Here is a 19194-nt window from a genome sequence, read left to right on the forward strand (position 1 = left end):
ATGTATTTCACGAGTCGCCGCAATCGGTGCGAGTGATCACTGTTTCCAGATATCCAACCTCTGCCTGGCGGAGCGATATCCGGAACCGGCCCCGGCCCGTCCGGGCCGGGCCGCTCCCCTTCGCCGGACAGGCCAAAGGCCGGTGCACCATGTGGATGACCTCGGTGCTGGTGTTCGATACCGATACCGCCTTCGCCCGGCACGTGGCCGAATTGCTGGGGGGCGGGGGCAGCGCCTGCGTGGTGGCGGCCGAGCCGGACGACGCGCGCCGCCTGCTGGCCACGGGGGGCTTCAGCGTTTTCCTGTTCGGCTGCGCCGAAGGGCCGCCCTGCCCGCTGGGACTGCTGGATTCCGCGCGCAGGCTGGCCCCCCACGCGGGGGTGATCCTGATGGTCCGGCCGGACCAGGTGCGGCTTTCCATCCAGTGCATGAAACGCGGCGTCGACGACGACATCCTGATTCCGTTCGACATGGACTGCATGTTGCGCAAGGTGGCCGCGGTGGCGCAGCGCCGCCGCCTTGTTCCCCCGCCGTCGGTCGCGGACCGCGACGCGCCCGGATCGCACGACCCATCCTGACGCCGCGCCTGCGCGTCTTGCCGCCCGCCACGCCGTGCCGCGCCGGAATGCCGCGCGGCACGGCGTGGCCCACGGCTTTTCGTCGCGTCCGTCATCCAGGGGCGAGAGCGGCACCTCGGCGTGGCGACGTATAGCCTCCCGCATGCGGGGGCACGCCTGGCATTCTCCTGCATCCGCTTGCGCATGCGCCCACTGGGGAGTAGGGTAGGGCGCCCGCACGGTCGGGCATGACAGGAGAATGCAACAAAATATGAATCCACGTGTACTCGCGGACCTCAGGAAATTTCTGAAAATTGCCGATCATACTCCAGGCCGGTTGCGGCTGAAGGTGGACCTTGCCGTCCTGCGCCACCCGTCCGCCACGCAACTGCGCGCCCTGACGCCCGAAACGTGGCCGGGGCTGCGCGGAACCCGTTTCGACGTTTTCACCTCCATGCTCACGCTGGACTACGATCCGGCGGTATTGCCGGGGGAGCTGTTCGATGAATTGCTGGCCGCGCCCGACGAGGCGCAGGCCGAGCGAATAGCGGCCAGGCTGTGCGGCGTTGCGCCCGCCTGACCGATACGGGGAAAATCATGTTGCGCTGGCGGGGGCATGATTAGGTTGTTCTGGGTGAAATAGGGCAGAGCTGGACAAACTGGGCAGAAGCGGGCCGGACTGGGCCATGGCGCGACAGTGCCGGAGGGCACGGCAGCTTGCCGGCCCGCGAAGCGCGGGTTGGGGGGCGCGGCCGAACGCGGCGCCACGACGTGAACGTTCCGGACGGGAGAAGACACATGACGCTGGCCAAGAAGCTGATTCTGGGGTTCGGTCTTGTTCTGGTGCTGCTGGTGGCGATGGGGGGCATTTCCTACAAGGCGTTGTCCGACGCCACATCCGGCTTCGACGATTACCGGCGCACCGCGCGCGGTTCGCTGATGAGCGGGGGCATTCTGGCCGATCTGCTCAGGATGCGCCTTGGGGTGGTCAGCTACCTGAACACCTCGTCCGAGACGGCGCTGCGCGCCTACGAGGAAGCGCGCGCCGAAATGGCCAAGGGGCTGGACGAGGCCGAGAAGAGCATCAAGAATCCGGAGCGCCGCAAGCACCTTGGCGTGATGCTTGATGCGTTCAAGGAATACGGCGCCGCCGTGGATGAGTTGCGCAAGCAGACCGTTGCCCGCGCGACCGAGGCCGACCGCTTGAGCCAGCTTGGTCCGCAGCTCATGGATGTGGCGCGGCGCGCGGCGGAAGCGTCGGAGCGCGAAGGGGACATTGCCGGACGGGGCAAGGTGGAAGAAGCCATGCGCCTCATACTCGAGGCGCGGGTGCCCACTGCCCGACTGCTGGCCGACGCCGACCGCAAGTGGTACGATCTCGGCAAGGCTGGCCTCTCCAGCGCGGCTGGCGCCGTCGGCCGCCTCCAGACCGATCTGCGCGGCATGAGCGCGCGGGAGCATGCGCGGGAGCTGCAATCCCTGTTCGGCCAGTACACGTCGGCCTTCGAGCCCATGGCCCAGGCGGGCTTTCGCCGACAGGAAGTCTATGACACCCGGCTGGTCAAGCTGGCCCCAGTCATCACCGAGGCCAGCGATGCCATCCAAAAAAGCTACGAGGCGGAGCAGCGCGAGATCGGCCCGCGCGTGCAGGCGTCCAACGAGCAGGCCCAACTGCTGACCGGGGGCATCGCACTGGTGGCCGTGGTGGCGGGCGTGGCCATTTCCTGGCTGCTGATCCGGGTGGTCATGGCCCAACTGGGGGCGGACCCGGCGGCTTTGGCCGCCGTCACCCGGCGCATCGCGGCGGGCGACCTGGACGTGTCCTTCGACGCGGACGGCGGAAGGCTGCGCGGCGTGTACGCCGACATGAAGGACATGGTGGACGGCCTCGTCTCGGTGATCACCGAGGTGCGCGCCGGGGCGGAGAACGTGGCCTCGGGCAGCGAAGAGCTTTCCGCCTCGGCCGAAACCCTGTCGCAGGGGGCCACCGAGCAGGCCGCTTCCATCGAGGAAATTTCCTCGTCCATGGAGGAAATGGCCGCCAACATCCGCCAGAACATGGAAAACGCCCGCCAGACCGAAACCATTGCCGTGCAGGCCGCCACCGACGCGGAAGCGGGCGGCAAGGCCGTGGGCGATACGGTGGGGGCCATGCGCGACATCGCGGCCAAGATTTCCATCATCGAGGAAATCGCCCGCCAGACCAACCTGCTGGCCCTTAACGCGGCCATCGAGGCGGCACGAGCCGGGGAACACGGCAAGGGCTTCGCCGTGGTGGCGGCCGAGGTGCGCAAGCTGGCCGAACGCAGCGGCGAGGCCGCATCCGAGATCAGCGACCTTTCCTCGTCCAGCGTGGCCGTGGCAGAGCAGGCGGGCGAGATGCTGACCAAGATGGTGCCCGGCATCCGCCGCACGGCCGAACTGGTGCAGGAAATCGCCGCCGCCAGCAACGAGCAGAACGTGGGCGCGGAACAGGTCAACAAGGCCATCGCCCAACTCGACCAGGTCATTCAGCAGAACGCCTCGGCCTCCGAGGAAATGGCCTCCACGTCCGAAGAGCTCTCCAGTCAGGCCGAGCAGTTGCAGGCCACCGTCTCGCGCTTCCGCGTGGCCTCGATGGACGGCGGCGCGGTACGCGCGCCGCGCCGCGCCCAGCCCGCAGCGGCCCCGCGCGCCGTGGCCGCCCAGGCCCCGCGCAAGGCGGTGTCCGGCAAGGGCGGCAACATCGCCCTGGACATGGGCGCGGATGCGGACGACAGCGAGTTTGAACGCTTTTAGCGCCTGACGCCTTCGGGAGGCAGCATGTACGAGACCAGCCAGTATCTTACCTTCACCCTTGGCGAAGAGGTGTTCGCGCTGGACATCGGCACCGTGCGCGAGGTGCTGGAACTCACCGCCATCACGCGCATACCCCGCACGCCGGAGTTCATGCGCGGGGTCATCAACCTGCGCGGCCGCGCCGTGCCCGTGCTGGAATTGCGGCGCAAGTTCGGCATGGACCCGGTGGCGGACACCGTGAACACCTGCATCATCATCGTGGAGGCCGAGCTGGAGGGCGAGGCCGCCGTCATCGGCGCGCTGGTGGATTCGGTGCGCGAGGTCATCGAGATTCCGGCCGACGCCGTGGAGCCCGCGCCGCGCATGGGTACCGCCGTGCGGCAGGACTTCATCCGGGGCATGGGCCATCGCAACGACGGCTTCGTGATCATCCTGGACGGCAACCGCATCTTCTCGGTGGAGGAACTGGCCGCCAGCGGCGTGGCGGTGGGCGGAACGCTGCCGGGCGAGGACGCCATGCCCGCCGCCGTGGCTTCGGGCGACGGCGCGGCCATGTAGCCGCCTGAACGGCCCGCCTGCGGCGGGCCGGAGCAGGAAGGAAAGGACACGACGGGGCCGGGCGCATGCGCCCGGCCTTTTCCGTCGCTGCGGCGCGGCGGGTGGGCCTTGCGTCGCCCCGGTGTTCCGGGTAGCCTTGGGGGTATGGTCCGAAGCCCGCGACACCCGGAACGGGCGTGCGGCGGCATCGGGTATCGTTCACAATGTGCGGCAGCAGCTTGCCGCGGGAGTCATGCCAGTGAGCGCGACAGACGCCACGCAACCCGCCGCCGGAACCGGCGGCCGCACGTCGGGCCGCACGGCCAAGCGCGCGTGCGCGCCGAGCATGCCCGACGGTCCGGACGCGGTTGCCGCGCCGGGCGGGGCCGATCTTGCCGACGCCCCGGTGTGCCAGCAGCACTGCGAGCACACCGAGGTCATCGCGCGGGTGCGCGCGCGGCTTGCCCCGGACGAGGACATGGCCGAACTGGCCGCCACCTTCCGGCTGCTGGGCGACCGCACCCGCGTGCGCATTCTCGAGGCGCTGGCCTGCGACGAACTGTGCGTGTGCGACCTGGCCGCCGTGGTGGGCCACAGCCAGTCGGCCGTCTCGCACCAACTGCGCCTGCTGCGCGCGGCCAAGCTGGTGCGGGTGCGCCGCGACGGCAAGAACGCCTTCTATACCCTTGATGACGACCACGTGCGGCACCTGTTCCGCCAGGCGCTGGACCACGTGCAGGAAAGCCGCTGACCCGGCGGCGGGAGAACGCCCCATGACCCAGCCCGGCCAGTCGGCCCCCACGCGTCCGTCGCAGGGGCCGTCCCGCGTCCTTTCGGCCCCACCCCTTTTGTCCCGGCCCGTTGCCGCCCGCGTCCCGGCAGTTTCGGTCGCCCGGGTGCGCACGTTGGCCCTGCGCGTGGCGGCCTGCCTCGCCCTGTGCTGCGGCCTTGCCGCGCTGCCCATGCCCACGGGCATGCCGCGCGCGGGCATCCTTCCGGCGGTCGCGCAGGCCGAGATGACCGTGGGGCAGACGGTGTACGTGCCGGTGTATTCCTCGGTGGTGTACGGCAACCGGGGCCGCACCCTGAACATCACCACCATGCTTTCGGTGCGCAACACCGACCAGCGCATTCCCATCACCCTCATGGAGGTGCGCTACGTGGACGAGAACGGCAAGACCGTGCGCACCTACCTGAACGAGCCGCGCCAGTTGCCGCCCCTGGGCTCCGCCCAGTTCGTGGTTGAGGAATCGGACACCCTCGGCGGCGCGGGCCCCGCGTTCATCGTGGTGTGGCGCGCGGCGGCGCAGGTGTCGCAACCCCTGGCCCAGGGGGTGATGATCGGCACCGTGTCGTCGCAGGGCATCTCGTTCATCACCGAGGGAAAGGTGGTCGGCAACGCCGCCAGGTGACCGGTTTCGCAAGGGCGGCGCGGCGTGGGTTCACACCCGCATCTTGCGTCCATGTTCCAGGGATGATGGCGCGGTCCTTCGGGCCGCGCTTTTCTTTTCCGTCGGTTGCGGCCCCTTGGCAATCGCGCCGCCTTGCCCGCCGCTCGCCGTCCGGCGCGGATTTTCGTTGACAGAGGGGGCACGTTCGGGTGAATTGGTTCAACCAGTGAATGGTTGTACCAATTTTGCAGCCGTTCGCGCATCCCACTGCCCCGGGAGGGCCGTTGCGTGAAAGCGCAGATGACCCCCGCCTTCAAGCCCGCGCGCCGCATCCGCCTGCACGAGGAAATCGTGGGGCAGATTCGCGACCTCATCGAGAAGGGCGAACTGAAATCCGGCGACAAGCTGCCCCCCGAACGCCGCCTGGCGGAACTGTTCGGGGTCTCGCGCCATTGCGTGCGCGAGGCCATCCGCTCGCTGGAGCAGCAGCGCATCGTCACCAGCCGCCTTGGCGACGGCACCTACGTGCTGGACGACACCGAGGAAACGCTCATCGAGCCGCTGGCCGCCATCATCGAACAGCGCCGCGCCAAGCTGCGCGAGGTGCTGGAGTTCCGCCGTCTGCTCGAACCGCAAATCGCCGCGCTGGCCGCGGCCCACGTCAGCGACGGCGACCTTGCCGCCCTGCGCCGCGCCCTGGACGCCCAGGTGGCCGAGATAGAAGGCGGCAACACCGGCTCCGACGCCGACGTGGAATTCCACATGATCATCGCCCGCGCCACCCGCAACACGGTGGTGCAGGAAGTGCTGACGCGCCTGCACGACATTCTCAGCGACAGCCGGGACTTCACCCTGCAGACCGAAGACCGCCGCCAGTGGGCCGTCGCCACCCACGCCAACATCCTCGCCGCCATGGAGGCGCGCGACCCCCAGGCGGCCTTCCGCGCCATGCACGAACATATTCTGCACGTCGAGGAAATAGCCCTCGAATGGTCGGGGGAATGACCCCCATGAGCACCCACGCATGACCACGCAGGCGGCAAGACCACTCACCACGCGCCCCGGCGCGTCCGGAACGCCCGGCGTATCCGGAACGCCCGGCGCGCATCACGGCATCGACGCCCAGGGCGAGGCACGCCCGGTGCGGGCAAGGCCCGCGCCGCCCATGTTCGCCTGGCAAAGGAGGGACATGATGAAGGAAGTTCGCGACAAGGCACGCCAACTGATGAAAGGCTACTGTCGGGTTTGCCCGGTATGCAACGGCAAGGCCTGCGCGGGCGAGGTGCCCGGCATGGGCGGCCTGGGCACCGGCGCGACCTTTGCCGCCAACCTTGACGCCCTGGCCGCCGTGCGCCTGAACATGCGCCTGGTGCACGACGTGAAGGAGCCCGACACCTCCACCACCGTGTGCGGCATGGCGCTGGACATGCCCGTGCTGGCCGCGCCCATCGGCGGCGTGTCCTTCAACATGGGCGGCGGCGTGAGCGAGGAAGACTACGCGGCCGCCGTGGTGGGAGGCTGCGCCGAGCGCGGCATCATCGGCTGCACCGGCGACGGCGTGCCCCCGTTCATCATCGACGCGGGCTTCGCGGCCATCACCGGCGCGGGCGGGCGGGGCATTCCGTTCATCAAGCCGTGGGACGGCGCGGAACTGGACGAAAAGCTCGACCGCGCGCTGGAACTGGGCTGCCCGGCCATCGGCATGGACATCGACGCCGCAGGCCTCGTCACCCTGCGCAAGATGGGCCGCCCCGTGGGCCCCAAGACCCCGGCGGAACTTTCGCGCATCGTGGCCAAGGTCAAGGCCAAGGGCATGGCGTTCATTCTCAAGGGCATCATGACCACCATCGACGCCAGCCTGGCGGTCGAGGTGGGCGCCGACGGCATCGTGGTGTCCAACCATGGCGGCCGCGTGCTTGACCATGCCCCGGGCACGGCCGAGGTGCTGCCCGAGATCGCCGACGCGGTGAAGGGGCGCATCGCCATCCTGGCCGACGGCGGCGTGCGCGACGGCGTGGACGTGTTCAAGATGCTGGCCCTGGGGGCCGACGCCGTGATGCTGGGCCGCCCCTTCTCCATCGCCGCCGTGGGCGGGCTGAAGGAGGGGGTGACCATGCTGGTGGATTCCATCAAGGGCCAGCTGGTGCAGGCCATGGTGCTGACCGGCAGCGCCAATGTTGCGGCCATCGGCCGTCACGCCCTGCGCATGTAATTGCAAGGGGGAGTTCCGCTTGCCAGCCTTGCCGGCATGCGAAAATCCCCGTCTGCAATCCTGAAGGATATCCGGTCCGGCGGCCGCCCGCATGGCGCGCCGCCGGGTCATCAACCCCGCGCCCGGACCGACGCCAACCCCGTCGCCGCGCGCCACGGCCGAAACCTCGCGGGCCGCGCAATGCCCGCATCGCGGAGTGCCAGACATGCTTCTTTCCCTCGCGCTGTACCTGATTCTTGGCGCCATCGCGGGCATCCTTGCCGGGCTGCTCGGCGTGGGCGGCGGGCTGGTCATCGTGCCCATGCTCAATTTCGCGTTCGAATGGCAGGCCATTCCCCACGAATTCATGCAGCATCTGGCGCTGGGAACCTCCATGGCCAGCATCATGTTCACCTCCATCTCCAGCTTCCGGGCGCACCACAAGCGCGGAGCGGTGCTGTGGAACGTGGTGTGGCGCATCACCCCCGGCATCATTACCGGCACGCTGGTGGGCACATGGGTGGTGGCCCAGCTTTCCACCAATTTTCTCAAGGGCTTCTTCGTCTGCTTCCTGTACTGGGTGGCGGCGCAGATGCTGCTGAACATCAAGCCCAAGCCCTCGCGCGAACTGCCCGGCAACATGGGCATGTTCGGCATGGGCAACGTCATCGGCGCGGTGTCCAGCCTGGTGGGCATTGGCGGCGGCACGCTGTCGGTGCCGTTCATGGCGTGGTGCAACGTGGCCATGCATACGGCCATCGGCACCTCTGCCGCCATCGGCTTTCCCATCGCGGTGTCCGGCACCGTGGGCTACATAGTTAACGGGCTGGCTACCCAGGGCCTGCCCGCGAACACCTTCGGCTTCGTTTACCTCCCCGCCCTGGTCGGCATCGTCTGCGCCAGCGTGCTCACGGCCCCCCTTGGCGCCCGGTTGGCCCACAGCCTGCCGGTGGCCAAGCTCAAGAGCATCTTCGCCGTGCTGCTCATCGTCATGGCGACGCGCATGCTGATCGGTCTCCTGTAAACGAAACTCCTCCCGCTGAAGGTCTTCTCACGCACGGCCCCCGGCGCCCCTACGCCGGGGGCTGCTGCGTTGAAGGGGGCCGCGCCAGCGCCGTGCCGTTTCGCTCGGCAGGGCGGGGGGTTGCCTTCGCGGGGCGCGGCATATAGATGGGCTGGATGCCAGCGCATCTTTACAAAACTTTACATGGGCCCGGTGGCGGGGCGGGGGTGGCGCGCATGCGCGGGCTGCGCGTGGCCGCCGTGTGCGCGGCGCTGTGCGCGGCACTGTGGAACTTCGGGGCGGCCGGTCCCGCCGCATGGGCGGCGGGCAGTACCCTGGGGCAGGATGCCGACGTGGTGGAAGGGTTCATCCGCACCGGCGTGGAGCTTGCCGACGCATATGCGGCCGGGCCTGTCTGCGGGCGCCTGGACGACGACATGAAGCGGGTGCGCGGCACGCGCGCGGCTTCCGACGCTGCCATGAAGCGGCTGCTGCTGGTGGAGAACGACCCCAGGCAGGAGATGCTGCGCGGGGCATTCCGCCGCGCCAACGAATCTGCCGCGCGGCTTGCGGCGGCCATCGACGGCGCGGGGGCGGTGTGCCGCCAGGGGGGCGATGCCCGCATCGACGCCACGGGCTACCGCCTGCGCCTGGAAAACGAGGCGCTGTTCCTGGCCGAGAACGGACGCACCCTGTGCCGCATCCTGACGGCGGAAGTGCCTGGCCTGGTCTGGCCCGACTGCGACCGCCCCTGACAGGTGCGCCTGACTGGTGCGCCTGACAGGTTCGCCTGACCCGTCACGCCTGACCGGTTATACTCCCGGCGCGTTCACGCCTCTGGTAGACCGCGCGCCCGGCATGCCCGGTTGGCTGCCTCGTGCCTGCGCCACCCGTCCGGCAAATCCGGCCCCATTTCTTTCGGCAGCGTTCGATCCTGACTCCTTCAGGCCCGCCCTTGCCCGTGCGGGCTCCACGCATTCTCTCCGTTTGCTCCACAACCACGCGTCTGCCGTCACCATCCATGCGTGCCCTTCGCATGTCCGCCGGATCCTGTTGCTTCTTCGCCCTTGCCCGCGCGCCGCATCCGGGATAGAGGCACGGGCAACGCGACCCGGGCTGCACGATCACGGGAATGCGCAGTGATCTGAACTGAACTGGGCGCGCCGCCGCGAGGTTGGGCGTGCCCCCGTTTTTTTCATGCCGGTCCGCGACCCGCCGATCAGACGCGGGCGGGCAGGGAGGTTTGCATGTTCACCAGAAAGGAACTGGCCTATTCCGTCCGCTGGAACCTGCTGCTGCTCACCGTGGGGGCGGCCCTGTTCGCCCTGGGGGCGCAGGGCATCGTGGCCCGGCACGGGTTTCTCACCGGCGGCATCTACGGCATCGCGCTGCTGACATGGTATCACACCCATCTGCTGTCCCCGGCGGCGTGGTACCTGCTGTGCAACATCCCCCTGTTCGTGCTGGGATGGCTGCAAGTGGGGCGGCGGTTCCTGCTCTACAGCCTGTATGGCATGCTGGCCACCACCCTGTTCGCAGAGGTGTTCTCTGGGGTGGACCTTGGCGTGCGCGACCAGTTGTACGCCGCCGTGGCCTCCGGGGTCATCTGCGGGGCTGGCGGCGGCATGATGCTGCGTTCGCTGGGGTCCGGGGGCGGGCTGGACGTGGCGGCCATCATCCTGCACCGTCGCTTCGGCCTCGGCATCGGGCGGTTCGGCTTCGGCTTCAACGCGGTGCTGTTCGCGGCATGTCTTGCCTCCATGCCGGTGGACATGGTCATCGCCTCGCTGATCCAGGTGTTCATTGCGGCGGTGACGATGGAATACGTGCTGGCGCTGTTCAACCAGCGCAAGGTGGTGTTCGTCATTTCCGCGCACAGCCGCCGCATCGGGCACGACCTGGTCACCGAACTGGGGCAGGGGGCCACCTTTCTGCAGGGGCGTGGCGGCTATTCCGGCGACGACCGGGAAATCGTCATGACCGTGACCAACAACGTACAGCTGAAGCGCATGGAGGAACTGGTGTTCACGGTGGACCCCGATGCGCTGTTCATCGTCGAGAACACCTTCACCGTGCTCGGGGGACAATTCACGCGGAGAAAGGTGTACTGACGCGGGCGGTTGTGGCATGCTGAAGTGCATTCGTACCGCCCGTTATCGCACCTTCCCGTGGAGGCCGCATGACCAACCTTGTTCCGCAACGCGTACCCGCGCGCCCGTCCCTTTCGCGGCCGCGTCTGCCGGGTTGCGTGACCGCAGTGGCGCTGTGCGTGCTCCTGCTGGCCGTCGCCGCGCCGTGGGCGCAGGCCGCGAATGCAGAACTCTCGAACGCGGAATCTGCGGACGTCCCGGCGGCTTCCCCGGCCGACACGCCCACGGGAGGCCCCGTGCCGGTGCTGCGCATTTCCACGGAGAACGGCCCCGCGCACTTTCAGGTCAAGGCCCTGCGCCGCTTCGCGGAAGACGTGGAGCGGCGGCTGGCCGGGCGGCTGCGGGTGGAGGTGCATGACAGCGCCAGCCTGTACCGCGACCGCGACGTGCTGCAGGCGCTGAATCTGGGCCGCGTGGAAATGGCCCTGCCCGGCACGTGGGTGTTGCATGCCGCCGTGCCCGACTGCGGGGTGTTCATGCTGCCGGTGTTTTATGGCGCGCCAGCCAGCGCCAGCCTGGCCGTGGCCGATGGGCCTCCGGGCCGGATCATTGATTCACGCATCGAGCGCAACCTGCGCGTCACCGTGCTGGGGCGCTGGCTGGAGTTGGGGCACGCCAACCTGTACCTGGTGGACCGCGCGGTGCGGCGGCACGAGGACATCGGCGGCCTGCGCATTCGCGTGGCGGGCGGCCCGGCCAATGAACTGCGTCTGGCCGCCATGGGCGCGCGGCCCCTGGTGGTGCCCTGGCACGACCTGCCGCACTGGCTGCGGTCCGGCAACCTCGACGGCCTCATGTCCACCCACGAGACGGCGGTGTCCGGCCAGCTCTGGCGGTACGGGGTTTCGCACGTGTTCGAGGACCGCGCCTACTTTGCCATGTACGTGCCGCTGGTCAGCCGGATGTTCTGGGAACGGCTGCCCGACGATGTGCGCGCCGCGCTGCGCGATGCCTGGGAGGCCCACGTGGACGGCGCCCGCGCCCAGGCCGCCGAGGCCCAGGCCGAGGCCCGCGAGACGCTGCGTGCCAGGGGGCTGGCGTTCGCCGTGCCCGACGATGCCGTGCTGCGCCGCTGGCGCGAGCGGCTGCGCCTTGGCGAACGCGAGGTGGTGGATTTCGTGGGGGTGGACCCCACGCTGTATGAAACCGTGAAGGCCACGGCGTGGCAGGCGGAACAGGCGGGCTCAGAGCCGGGGAAGGCCGTTGAGCCTGGGGGCAGACCAGCTGCCGGGACCCCTGTAAGCCCCTCCGCCAGGCCCATTACCAGGGAGGTTCCATGATTCTGTCGAGGACGGCCCCGAGGGCCGGTGTTGCATGCCGCGTTGCGCGTGGCCTGCTGGTTGCGCTGGCCCTGTTGCTGTGCCTGTCCGTGGGGCGGAACGCCGTGGCCGCCGGTAATGGAACCGCGTCGGCAGGGCAGGCGGCTTTGCCCGCCCCGGCCTCGCTGCCGTGGGCTGAGGTGGAGGCCGTAGCGCGCGGCGGCACGGTGCGTTTTCATATGTACGGCGGCATGGCCACGGCCAACCGCTACGTGGATGGCTACGTCGCGCCGGAACTGGCGCGGCGCTACGGCATCAGCCTGGTGCGCGTGCCCATGGAGGCCCCGGTGTTCGTCTCCCGGCTGCTGGCGGAAAAGGCGGCGGGCAGGGCCACGGGCAGCATGGACCTGCTGTGGATCAACGGCGAGAATTTTCGCAACGCGCGCCTTGGCGGTGTGCTGTGGGGGCCCTATGCCCCGGCCCTGCCCAACATGGCCCTGACCGACCCGGAACAGGGCGCCACGGACTTCGGCTATCCCGTGGACGGCTATGAATCGCCCTACGGGCGTGCGCAGTTGGTGCTGGAATACGATACGGCCCGCACGCCGGAGCCGCCGCGCACCATGGCCCAACTGGGCGAATGGGTGAAGGCCCATCCGGGCCGGTTCACCTACCCCCAGCCGCCGGACTTCACCGGGTCGGCCTTCATCCGGCAGGCGTTCTACGCCCTCACCGGCGGACATGCCCAGTACATGCGCCCGCTGGACAGGGAGTTGCTGGCCAGCAAGGCTCCGGTCCTGTGGGGTTGGCTGCGCGATCTCGCCCCGCACCTGTGGCAGGCCGGGCGCGCCTACCCGCGCGACGCCGCGGCGCTGGACGGGCTGTTCGCGCGGGGCGAGGTGGACTTTTCCATCTCGTACCACCCGGCGCACGCCCAGGCGCTCATCGACGACGGCACCTACCCGGCCACGGTGCGCACCGTGGCGCTGGACGACGGGTCGATCTTCAACACCCATTTCGTGGCCATCCCCTTCAACGCGCCGAACAAGGCGGGGGCCATGGTGGCAGCCAACTTCCTGCTGTCGCCCGAGGCCCAACTGGCCAAGATGGACCCGGCCTGGTGGGGCGATTTTCCGGCCATCGAGGTGGGGCGGCTGCCCGATGCATGGCGCGCCCGTTTCGCCGCCGTGAAGATGGGCGAGGCCACCCTGTCGCCCGACGTGCTGGCCAGGCGGGCCGTGCCCGAAATTCCCGCCGACTGGCTGGAGGCGCTGGAGCGCGGCTGGGATGCCGAGGTGCTGCGAAAGTAACCGGAATCCCCCGTGACGACACGTGGCGACACGGGCATGATCGGGCAGTCTATGCGCTGTACGGGCCGTTCCCACTGGGGGCGGCCCTTTCTCATGCGTGGGGGGGGAGGACGCAGGGCGCGTAACTGGGATGCAATGGGCCGCGACGGGCCGAGAATATCGGCAGGCAGCGGGCAGGGCCGGGAGGCTGGTGGCGACCAGTGGGCCGGGTGGAGACTAGTCGTGCCCGCCGTACTCGCGGGCGTGCCAGGTGCGCAGCCCGCGCGGCTTGTCGCGCAGGTAGCCGGAAACAAGATGATCCAGCAGGTTGCGGGCGGCCCGTTCGGAAAGCAGCAGCAGCGGGGTGTCCGCCCCCTGGGCTTCGAGCAGCAGCAGGCTCGCGTCCTGGGTGCACCGAAAGCGTTGGCCGGGGCCGCGCGTGCGCAGGGCAAGGCACAGGTCGCACAGGTCCCGTTCGCTCAACGGCGAAAGGGCGGCGAGCCAGGACATGGCGTCGGTGGTGGCGTTTGCGTAATCGAACATGACGTATTGCCCTGTGTATTGTGCGGCGCGGCTTGCGTCAAGTGCGGGCGCTCTCGCACGGCGCGCGGGCGGCGGGGGAAAATATAAATGACCGGCGGTCGCGCCCCCTGCTAGACCGTAACGGGTGTCGACGCGTGCAGGCGCGCGACGCCTAGTTCCTACAATGGGGTTCGCAACGTGAAGCATGACATTGATGGTTTATTGGGCAACGTGGGCAAGGAGCTGACGGGCCTTTCCGTATCGCTGGACGGGCTGGAGCGCACGCCGGACGGCGCGTTCATCGTGCCTGCATCGGTGCTGGTCTCCATGGTTCATTCCGTGCAGCAGATACTTTCCCTGTGGAAGAAGGCCCACTCGACGTTCAGCATCGCCATGGCGTCGAGCGTCCTGTGCCGCGAAGAGGCGCTGAACACGCTGTTCGATGCCGCCGAGGACGGCACGGAACACTGAGTTCGGCCGGTCTCACCCGCACCCGCTTCGCAGTCCGAAGCCCGCAACCGGCGCGCCCGAACTGGCCGGGCGTGCCATCGCAAATCAAGACGGGCGGGAGCGCAAGCTCCCGCCCGTCTTGCGTGCCGGGAAACCGGTCTTGCCGGTTTCCCGGGCACGTCGCCGCGCAGGCGCCGTCGGCATGCACTGCCGACGACAAGCGCCGAAGCGGTCGTGTGTTGCGCGCCCCGGCCCGGGGAGCGCCATGGAAATGAAGGACGGGCGGGAGCGCAAGCTCCCGCCCGTCTTGCGTGCCGGGAAACCGGTCTTGCCGGTTATCCGGGCACGTCGCCGCGCAGGCGCCGTCGGCATGCACTGCCGACGACAAGCGCCGAAGCGGGCGTGTATCGCGCGCCCCGGCTTCCGGTAAGCGCCGTCAAAATGAAGAAGGGCGGGAGCAAGCTCCCGCCCTTCCGATGAACAATGGGCCGTATGGACTACACGCAGCCGGTGGGCTTGGGCAGGCCGGCCATCTTGCAGGCGCCCTTGCCGGGGCCGGAGGGGAACAGTTCGTAGATCTCCTTCAGCTTGAAGCCGGTGTTCTTGGAGAGGATACGAACCATCGGGGCGATGCCGTTCTTCTTGTAGTAGTCCTGCAGGAAGTCGATGATCTTCTGGTGATCGGGGGTGATGTCCGCGATACCTTCGGATTCCTTCACGAATTCAACCCACTCGGTGCTCCAGTCATCAAAGCGAAGAAGGAAGCCGTCTTCATCGACTTCGAAGCTCTTGCCCTTGTAAGTGACTTCAGCCATGCGTGTCCTCCTTGGACAGGTTCTTGGCAGTGAAAGGGATGCACGACAAACGCCTGACCTTCGCATCGTGCGGCGATGCGCCGGCCGATGATAAGCAGCGATCCGCTGCCTCTATCCGAATGATGGCCAGCCCGGGGCAGGCAACTGCCCGCTGGATAAACCGTGGCCACCCGGCGTGTCAACGTGGACCCTGGTCCCGGAGGACCATGGGTGCCGGAGAACCGAACGCGCGGGTTTTTCCGGGTTCCAGACATGCGGACGAGGCACAAGATGCCACAATGTCATGAAAAATTCAAGGTGGGTGGGGGTGTTTTTTCGGCAAGCATTACAGCACCCTACGGGTGAGCGGGTAAACAGTTGCTCACTCGCCGCTGCGCGCTGCACGTAAGGGGCGCGGAACGGGCCGTGTGGGTGCATTATGAAGGAGTCAGAGCAGTGCTGCATGCGGCGGTGCAGTTTCACGCCGCCGATGACAGGTGTACTGTAGTGGGTTGCCGGTTGCGTGTCAATGCATGTGAAATAATGCACAATATATGAAGAGGTGCAACACGGCGCATACAGTGGGCTGGCGGGGCGGGCGGGTAAATGGGGCGGCCTGGTACATTTCTGACATCACCATGAAATAGTATGTTTTTTTAGGATGCGCCCTGCTCCCTTGGCGGTAGATTGTGATTTTATTCACGATGACAACGGTGCCTGTTCCCCTTGGAGCATGCGCGACCCCGTTCCTTTCCGCGTTGCCCATGGGACGCGCGGGGCGGACGCCGACGGCGCGGCGCCCCCGCCAACCTTGACAGCCCCCACCCCCGTTGTTACCCGTTTGTGCTACTGCAAGAACTGCATCCTCATGATGCCGGAGCCTTCATGCCCACCCTCGGACAGCGCGAAACCCAGGTGCTCGCCACCATCATAGAAAGCTACATCGCCTCGGCCTCGCCCGTGGGGTCTCGCGCCGTGGCCGAACACTCCGGCTTGCGCCTTTCTCCGGCCAGCATGCGCGCCACCATGTCCGACCTGACCGACCTCGGGTATCTGGAGCAGCCGCACACGTCCGCGGGCAGGGTGCCCACCGCGCGGGCCTTCCGGCTTTACGTGGACAGCCTGCTGCGGCCGTTGCCGCTGGGCTGCGCCGAGCGCGAGGCCATCGCCGACGAACTTACCCGGCAGGAGCTGGAAATTTCCGGTATCCTGCGCCGCGCCGCCAACCTGCTGTCCGGCCATGCCCGGCAGCTGGGCATGGTGGTGGCCCCCAGCGAGGACGAGGCCCGCTGGCGCAGCATCGAATTCGCCCCGGCGGCCGAAGGGCTGGTGCTGGCGGTGCTGATGTTGGAAGGCGGGCTGGTGCGCACACGCACCGTGCGCGTGGACGAACGCTACGCGCAGGATGAACTGGTGCGCTTCGGCAACTACCTCAACGAACATTTCCGGGGCCTGCCCCTGTCCGAGGCGCGCGACCGCATCGGCCGCGAGCTGGCCCGCGCCGGTTCGCGCCTGGAAGAGATGTGCATGCGCGCCCTGGCGCTTTCGCGCCGCGCCGTGGAGCACATGGGTGACGACCGCGAACTCATCGTCAACGGCACGCTGAACATGCTGGAGCACGCGGAATTCACCGACGTCTCGCGCATGCGCGACCTTTTGACGGCCATCGAGGAACGCTCGCGCCTGCTGGAACTGCTGGACCGCACCCTGTCCGAGAAGGACGTGCGCATCACCTTCTGTCAGGACGTGCCCGAAGGCGCGCCCGACGGGCTGCGCGGGTGCAGCGTGGTCAGCGCGCCCTACGGCGGCGACACGCCGCGCGGGGTGGTCAGCGTGGTGGGCCCGTTGCGCATGGACTACGCCAAGATCGTGCCGGTGGTGCAGTGCGTTTCGCGCTCGCTCACCCAGCTGTTTCGCGAGCGCTTCGCCGCCGCGCCTTCCCTGCTGCCGTAACCCCGGACATACCCCCGATGCATGCAGCCCGCCTTCGCGGGCTGATGTTCAACGACGCTTTCACGCATCAGGATTCCAAGGAGATTCAGGAACATGCCCCCTAGTAACGTGTTCAAGGACAATGTCGAGATCAGCCCCGAGGCCGAGGCCCTGCGCGCCGAGTCCGACGCGCCCTCGCGCAATCCGGCCGCTTCCGGCGCGGGTTCCGGCGCGGCCCCCGTTGCCGCGATGGACGATGACGACCTGCGCGAACAGTGCGCGGTGCGGCTGTGCCCGGAATGTCCCGAGCGGGCCGAGGCCGACGAGCAGCGGCTGCGCGCCCTGGCGGAAATGGACAACTTCAAGAAGCGGTTGCAGCGCGAGAAGGACGACCAGGTGCGCTACGCCGCCGAGGTGGTGCTGGCCGATCTGCTGCCCACCCTCGACAACTTCGACCTGGCCCTGCAGTACGGGCGCGGCAACCCCGCCTTCAAGGACATGTTGGTCGGCGTGGAAATGACCCAGAAGCTCCTGCTCGACGCGCTGAAGCGCCATGGGCTGGAGCCGGTGGGCGAGGCGGGCGAGCCGTTCAGCCCGGAAATCCACGAGGCCATCGGGGCCGAGGTGCGCCCCGACCTGCCCGAAAACACCGTGTGCGCCCTTATGCAGCGCGGCTACCGCCTTAAGGAACGCCTGCTGCGGCCCGCCAAGGTCACGGTGAGCCGCCCGGAATAGGGTCCGCGACACGCCGGGCAGCCCGGCGAGCCCGCATGATGGAACATTCGGCGGCATGCCCCCGGCGGGGCGTGCCGCCTTTGCGTTGCGAAGCCGCCGTAGGCGGTCGTCCGGCAGGGCCTGGGCGTGGGCTGCCAGTCCGGCCAGCCTGACCAGTCCGGTCCGTCCTGACAATCTGGCCAATCCGGGCAACCTGGGGCCGACCGGGCATGCCGCCCGCATTTGCGCTTCACCCGGCTTCGCAGTATGGGGGGCCGCATGAGTACACACCGCTCCCCCTGCCTTGATGCGGGAGGGCTGCTGCGCGTTGCCGGGGGCGGCGTGCTGATCAGCTTTTCCGCCGTGTTCGTGAAGCTGGTGCATGTGGGGCCCAGCCAGTCGGCCTTCTACCGCATGTTCTTCGGCGGGCTGGCCCTGCTGTGCGTGGCCCTGGCCCGGCGCGAGCGGCTGCGTGCGCGGCCCGGCGTGTGGGGCGTGATGGTGGGCGCGGCCGTGCTGTTCGCGCTGGACCTGGAATGCTGGCACCGCAGCATCCTGCTTATCGGGCCGGGGTTGGCCACCATCATCGGCAACTTCCAGGTGTTCTTCATCGCCATCGCCGGGGCGGTGCTGCTGCGCGAGAAACTGTCCGCGCGGCACATCACGGCCATACCGCTGGCCTTGGCCGGGCTGTGGCTGCTGCTGGGCGTGAGCCCGGCCGAGTTGCTGCCCGTGGCGGCGGACGGGGGCCTGGTGGTGGGCGATTCGTTGGCCGGGGTGGGCTACGGGTTTGCCACGGCACTGTTCTACACCGGGTTCATCTTGCTGCTGCGCCAGTCGCGCGGCATGGCGGGCATGCTTTCGCCGGTGGCCAACATGGCCGTCATTTCCCTGGCCTGCGCCGCGGTGAGCGGCGCGGGCATCGTGGCGCGGGGCGACAGCTTTGTCATTGCCGATGCGGCCAGCGGCGGCTACCTGATGGCCTACGGCGTGCTGTGCCAGGGCGTGGGCTGGGTGCTGCTGTCCACCGGGCTGCCGCGCCTGCCCGCCTCGCTGGCGGGGCTGGTGATGCTGGTGCAGCCTGCGCTGTCGTTCGTATGGGACATCCTGTTGTTCAAGCGGCCCACCGATGCCTGGGGCATGGCAGGGGCGGGCGTTGCCCTGTTCGCCATCTGGCTGGGCCTGTCCGGTGCGTCGGGTGGCGGCGCGGGCGGTTCGGGCGCGCGGGTATGCCGCCCGGGCGAGTTGGCGGAGGCCTCGGATGCCGTGCCCGCGAAGGACGGGGCGGCCCCCCGTAGCGACGCGGACCGGGATTCCGGGGCGGCATGACGGCGGCCCACAACCCAGGCGCAGCGCGCCGCAACCGGACGGGGAGACGATGATGAAGATTCTGGGCCTGATATTCGTGGCCGCCGTGGCCGGTGTGGTGGGCTGGCTGCTGCTGCGCGGTTTGCTGGCCGCCGCCGGATGCGTGTTGCGCCTGTTTTTGGGGTTGCTGCTGCTGGCCCTGCTGGGAGCCACCTGGACCATGCTGTCCTTTCTGGTAACCGGCGGGGCGGGCTGGTAGCCGGGCGCGGACTGCTGTCAGCGAGACGGCGTCCCATGCATTGCGCAGACAGGGCGCGTG

General features: G+C 68.6%; 20 protein-coding genes. 18 read left to right on the forward strand and 2 right to left on the reverse strand.

The annotated features are described in order from the left end of the window. Positions 1-149: 149 nt before the first annotated feature. The 13 genes from RVX_RS04390 to RVX_RS04450 all read left to right on the forward strand — a co-directional run bounded on the left by RVX_RS04390 (position 150) and on the right by RVX_RS04450 (position 13176). A complete protein-coding gene (locus RVX_RS04390; RefSeq protein ID WP_116304886.1) occupies positions 150-578 on the forward strand; it encodes a histidine kinase in 429 nt (142 codons plus the stop codon). Between the two features lie 250 nt (positions 579-828). Next, on the forward strand, positions 829-1137 hold the full coding sequence (locus RVX_RS04395) for a hypothetical protein (RefSeq protein WP_230404371.1): 309 nt from the start codon (positions 829-831) through the stop codon (positions 1135-1137). Positions 1138-1355: 218 nt separating this feature from the next. After that, on the forward strand, positions 1356-3335 hold the full coding sequence (locus RVX_RS04400; protein ID WP_116304888.1) for a HAMP domain-containing methyl-accepting chemotaxis protein: 1980 nt from the start codon (positions 1356-1358) through the stop codon (positions 3333-3335). A 24-nt stretch (positions 3336-3359) separates the two neighbouring features. Beyond that, a complete protein-coding gene (locus RVX_RS04405; RefSeq protein ID WP_007523466.1) occupies positions 3360-3893 on the forward strand; it encodes a chemotaxis protein CheW in 534 nt (177 codons plus the stop codon). Between the two features lie 325 nt (positions 3894-4218). After that, on the forward strand, positions 4219-4623 hold the full coding sequence (locus tag RVX_RS04410) for an ArsR/SmtB family transcription factor (protein ID WP_172596579.1): 405 nt from the start codon (positions 4219-4221) through the stop codon (positions 4621-4623). A 22-nt stretch (positions 4624-4645) separates the two neighbouring features. After that, on the forward strand, positions 4646-5284 hold the full coding sequence (locus RVX_RS04415) for a DUF3124 domain-containing protein (RefSeq protein ID WP_230404373.1): 639 nt from the start codon (positions 4646-4648) through the stop codon (positions 5282-5284). A gap of 267 nt (positions 5285-5551) precedes the next feature. After that, positions 5552-6268, forward strand: coding sequence for a FadR/GntR family transcriptional regulator (locus RVX_RS04420; RefSeq protein WP_007523461.1), 717 nt, complete (start codon positions 5552-5554; stop codon positions 6266-6268). A gap of 187 nt (positions 6269-6455) precedes the next feature. Further along, entirely contained in the window at positions 6456-7475 is a 1020-nt protein-coding gene (locus RVX_RS04425; RefSeq protein WP_116306344.1) for an alpha-hydroxy-acid oxidizing protein, read from the forward strand. Between the two features lie 205 nt (positions 7476-7680). After that, positions 7681-8478 (forward strand): sulfite exporter TauE/SafE family protein, encoded by a 798-nt coding sequence (locus RVX_RS04430; RefSeq protein ID WP_116304890.1) that lies wholly within the window; start codon positions 7681-7683, stop codon positions 8476-8478. 215 nt (positions 8479-8693) lie between these two features. Further along, positions 8694-9212: a hypothetical protein gene (locus tag RVX_RS04435; RefSeq protein ID WP_230404375.1), complete on the forward strand. Its 519-nt coding sequence runs from the start codon at positions 8694-8696 to the stop codon at positions 9210-9212. 492 nt (positions 9213-9704) lie between these two features. Beyond that, on the forward strand, positions 9705-10568 hold the full coding sequence (locus tag RVX_RS04440) for a YitT family protein (RefSeq protein WP_116304891.1): 864 nt from the start codon (positions 9705-9707) through the stop codon (positions 10566-10568). Between the two features lie 68 nt (positions 10569-10636). Continuing rightward, a complete protein-coding gene (gene dctP, locus RVX_RS04445) occupies positions 10637-11887 on the forward strand; it encodes a TRAP transporter substrate-binding protein DctP (protein ID WP_116304892.1) in 1251 nt (416 codons plus the stop codon). After that, entirely contained in the window at positions 11884-13176 is a 1293-nt protein-coding gene (locus RVX_RS04450) for an ABC transporter substrate-binding protein (protein ID WP_116304893.1), read from the forward strand. Before dctP ends, RVX_RS04450 begins: the two co-directional genes overlap by 4 nt. 216 nt (positions 13177-13392) lie before the next feature. On the opposite strand, the gene RVX_RS04455 is transcribed toward RVX_RS04450, so the two are convergent. Next, positions 13393-13698, reverse strand: a complete 306-nt coding sequence (locus RVX_RS04455) for a hypothetical protein (protein ID WP_116304894.1) — start codon at positions 13696-13698, stop codon at positions 13393-13395. Positions 13699-13875: 177 nt separating this feature from the next. Here RVX_RS04455 and RVX_RS04460 point away from each other — a divergent pair, with 177 nt between their 5' ends. Next, positions 13876-14148, forward strand: coding sequence for a hypothetical protein (locus RVX_RS04460; protein WP_116304895.1), 273 nt, complete (start codon positions 13876-13878; stop codon positions 14146-14148). A 476-nt stretch (positions 14149-14624) separates the two neighbouring features. Here the strand turns inward: RVX_RS04460 and RVX_RS04465 are convergent, their stop codons facing one another. Then, positions 14625-14942 carry a TusE/DsrC/DsvC family sulfur relay protein gene (locus RVX_RS04465; RefSeq protein ID WP_007523442.1) on the reverse strand — a complete coding sequence of 106 codons (318 nt, stop codon included), beginning with the start codon at positions 14940-14942 and terminating at the stop codon, positions 14625-14627. A gap of 864 nt (positions 14943-15806) precedes the next feature. Here RVX_RS04465 and hrcA point away from each other — a divergent pair. The 4 genes from hrcA (at position 15807) to RVX_RS04485 (ending at position 19134) form a co-directional block, all read left to right on the forward strand. Continuing rightward, a complete protein-coding gene (hrcA, locus tag RVX_RS04470; RefSeq protein WP_116304896.1) occupies positions 15807-16874 on the forward strand; it encodes a heat-inducible transcriptional repressor HrcA in 1068 nt (355 codons plus the stop codon). A gap of 93 nt (positions 16875-16967) precedes the next feature. Continuing rightward, complete coding sequence (locus RVX_RS04475; protein WP_116304897.1) at positions 16968-17588, forward strand: nucleotide exchange factor GrpE; 621 nt, start codon at positions 16968-16970, stop codon at positions 17586-17588. A gap of 258 nt (positions 17589-17846) precedes the next feature. Further along, entirely contained in the window at positions 17847-18896 is a 1050-nt protein-coding gene (locus RVX_RS04480; protein WP_116304898.1) for a DMT family transporter, read from the forward strand. A 49-nt stretch (positions 18897-18945) separates the two neighbouring features. Continuing rightward, positions 18946-19134 (forward strand): hypothetical protein, encoded by a 189-nt coding sequence (locus RVX_RS04485; RefSeq protein ID WP_116304899.1) that lies wholly within the window; start codon positions 18946-18948, stop codon positions 19132-19134. Positions 19135-19194: the final 60 nt, after the last annotated feature.

The organism is Nitratidesulfovibrio sp. HK-II (assembly GCF_003402415.2).
In the GTDB taxonomy this organism is placed as follows: domain Bacteria; phylum Desulfobacterota; class Desulfovibrionia; order Desulfovibrionales; family Desulfovibrionaceae; genus Cupidesulfovibrio.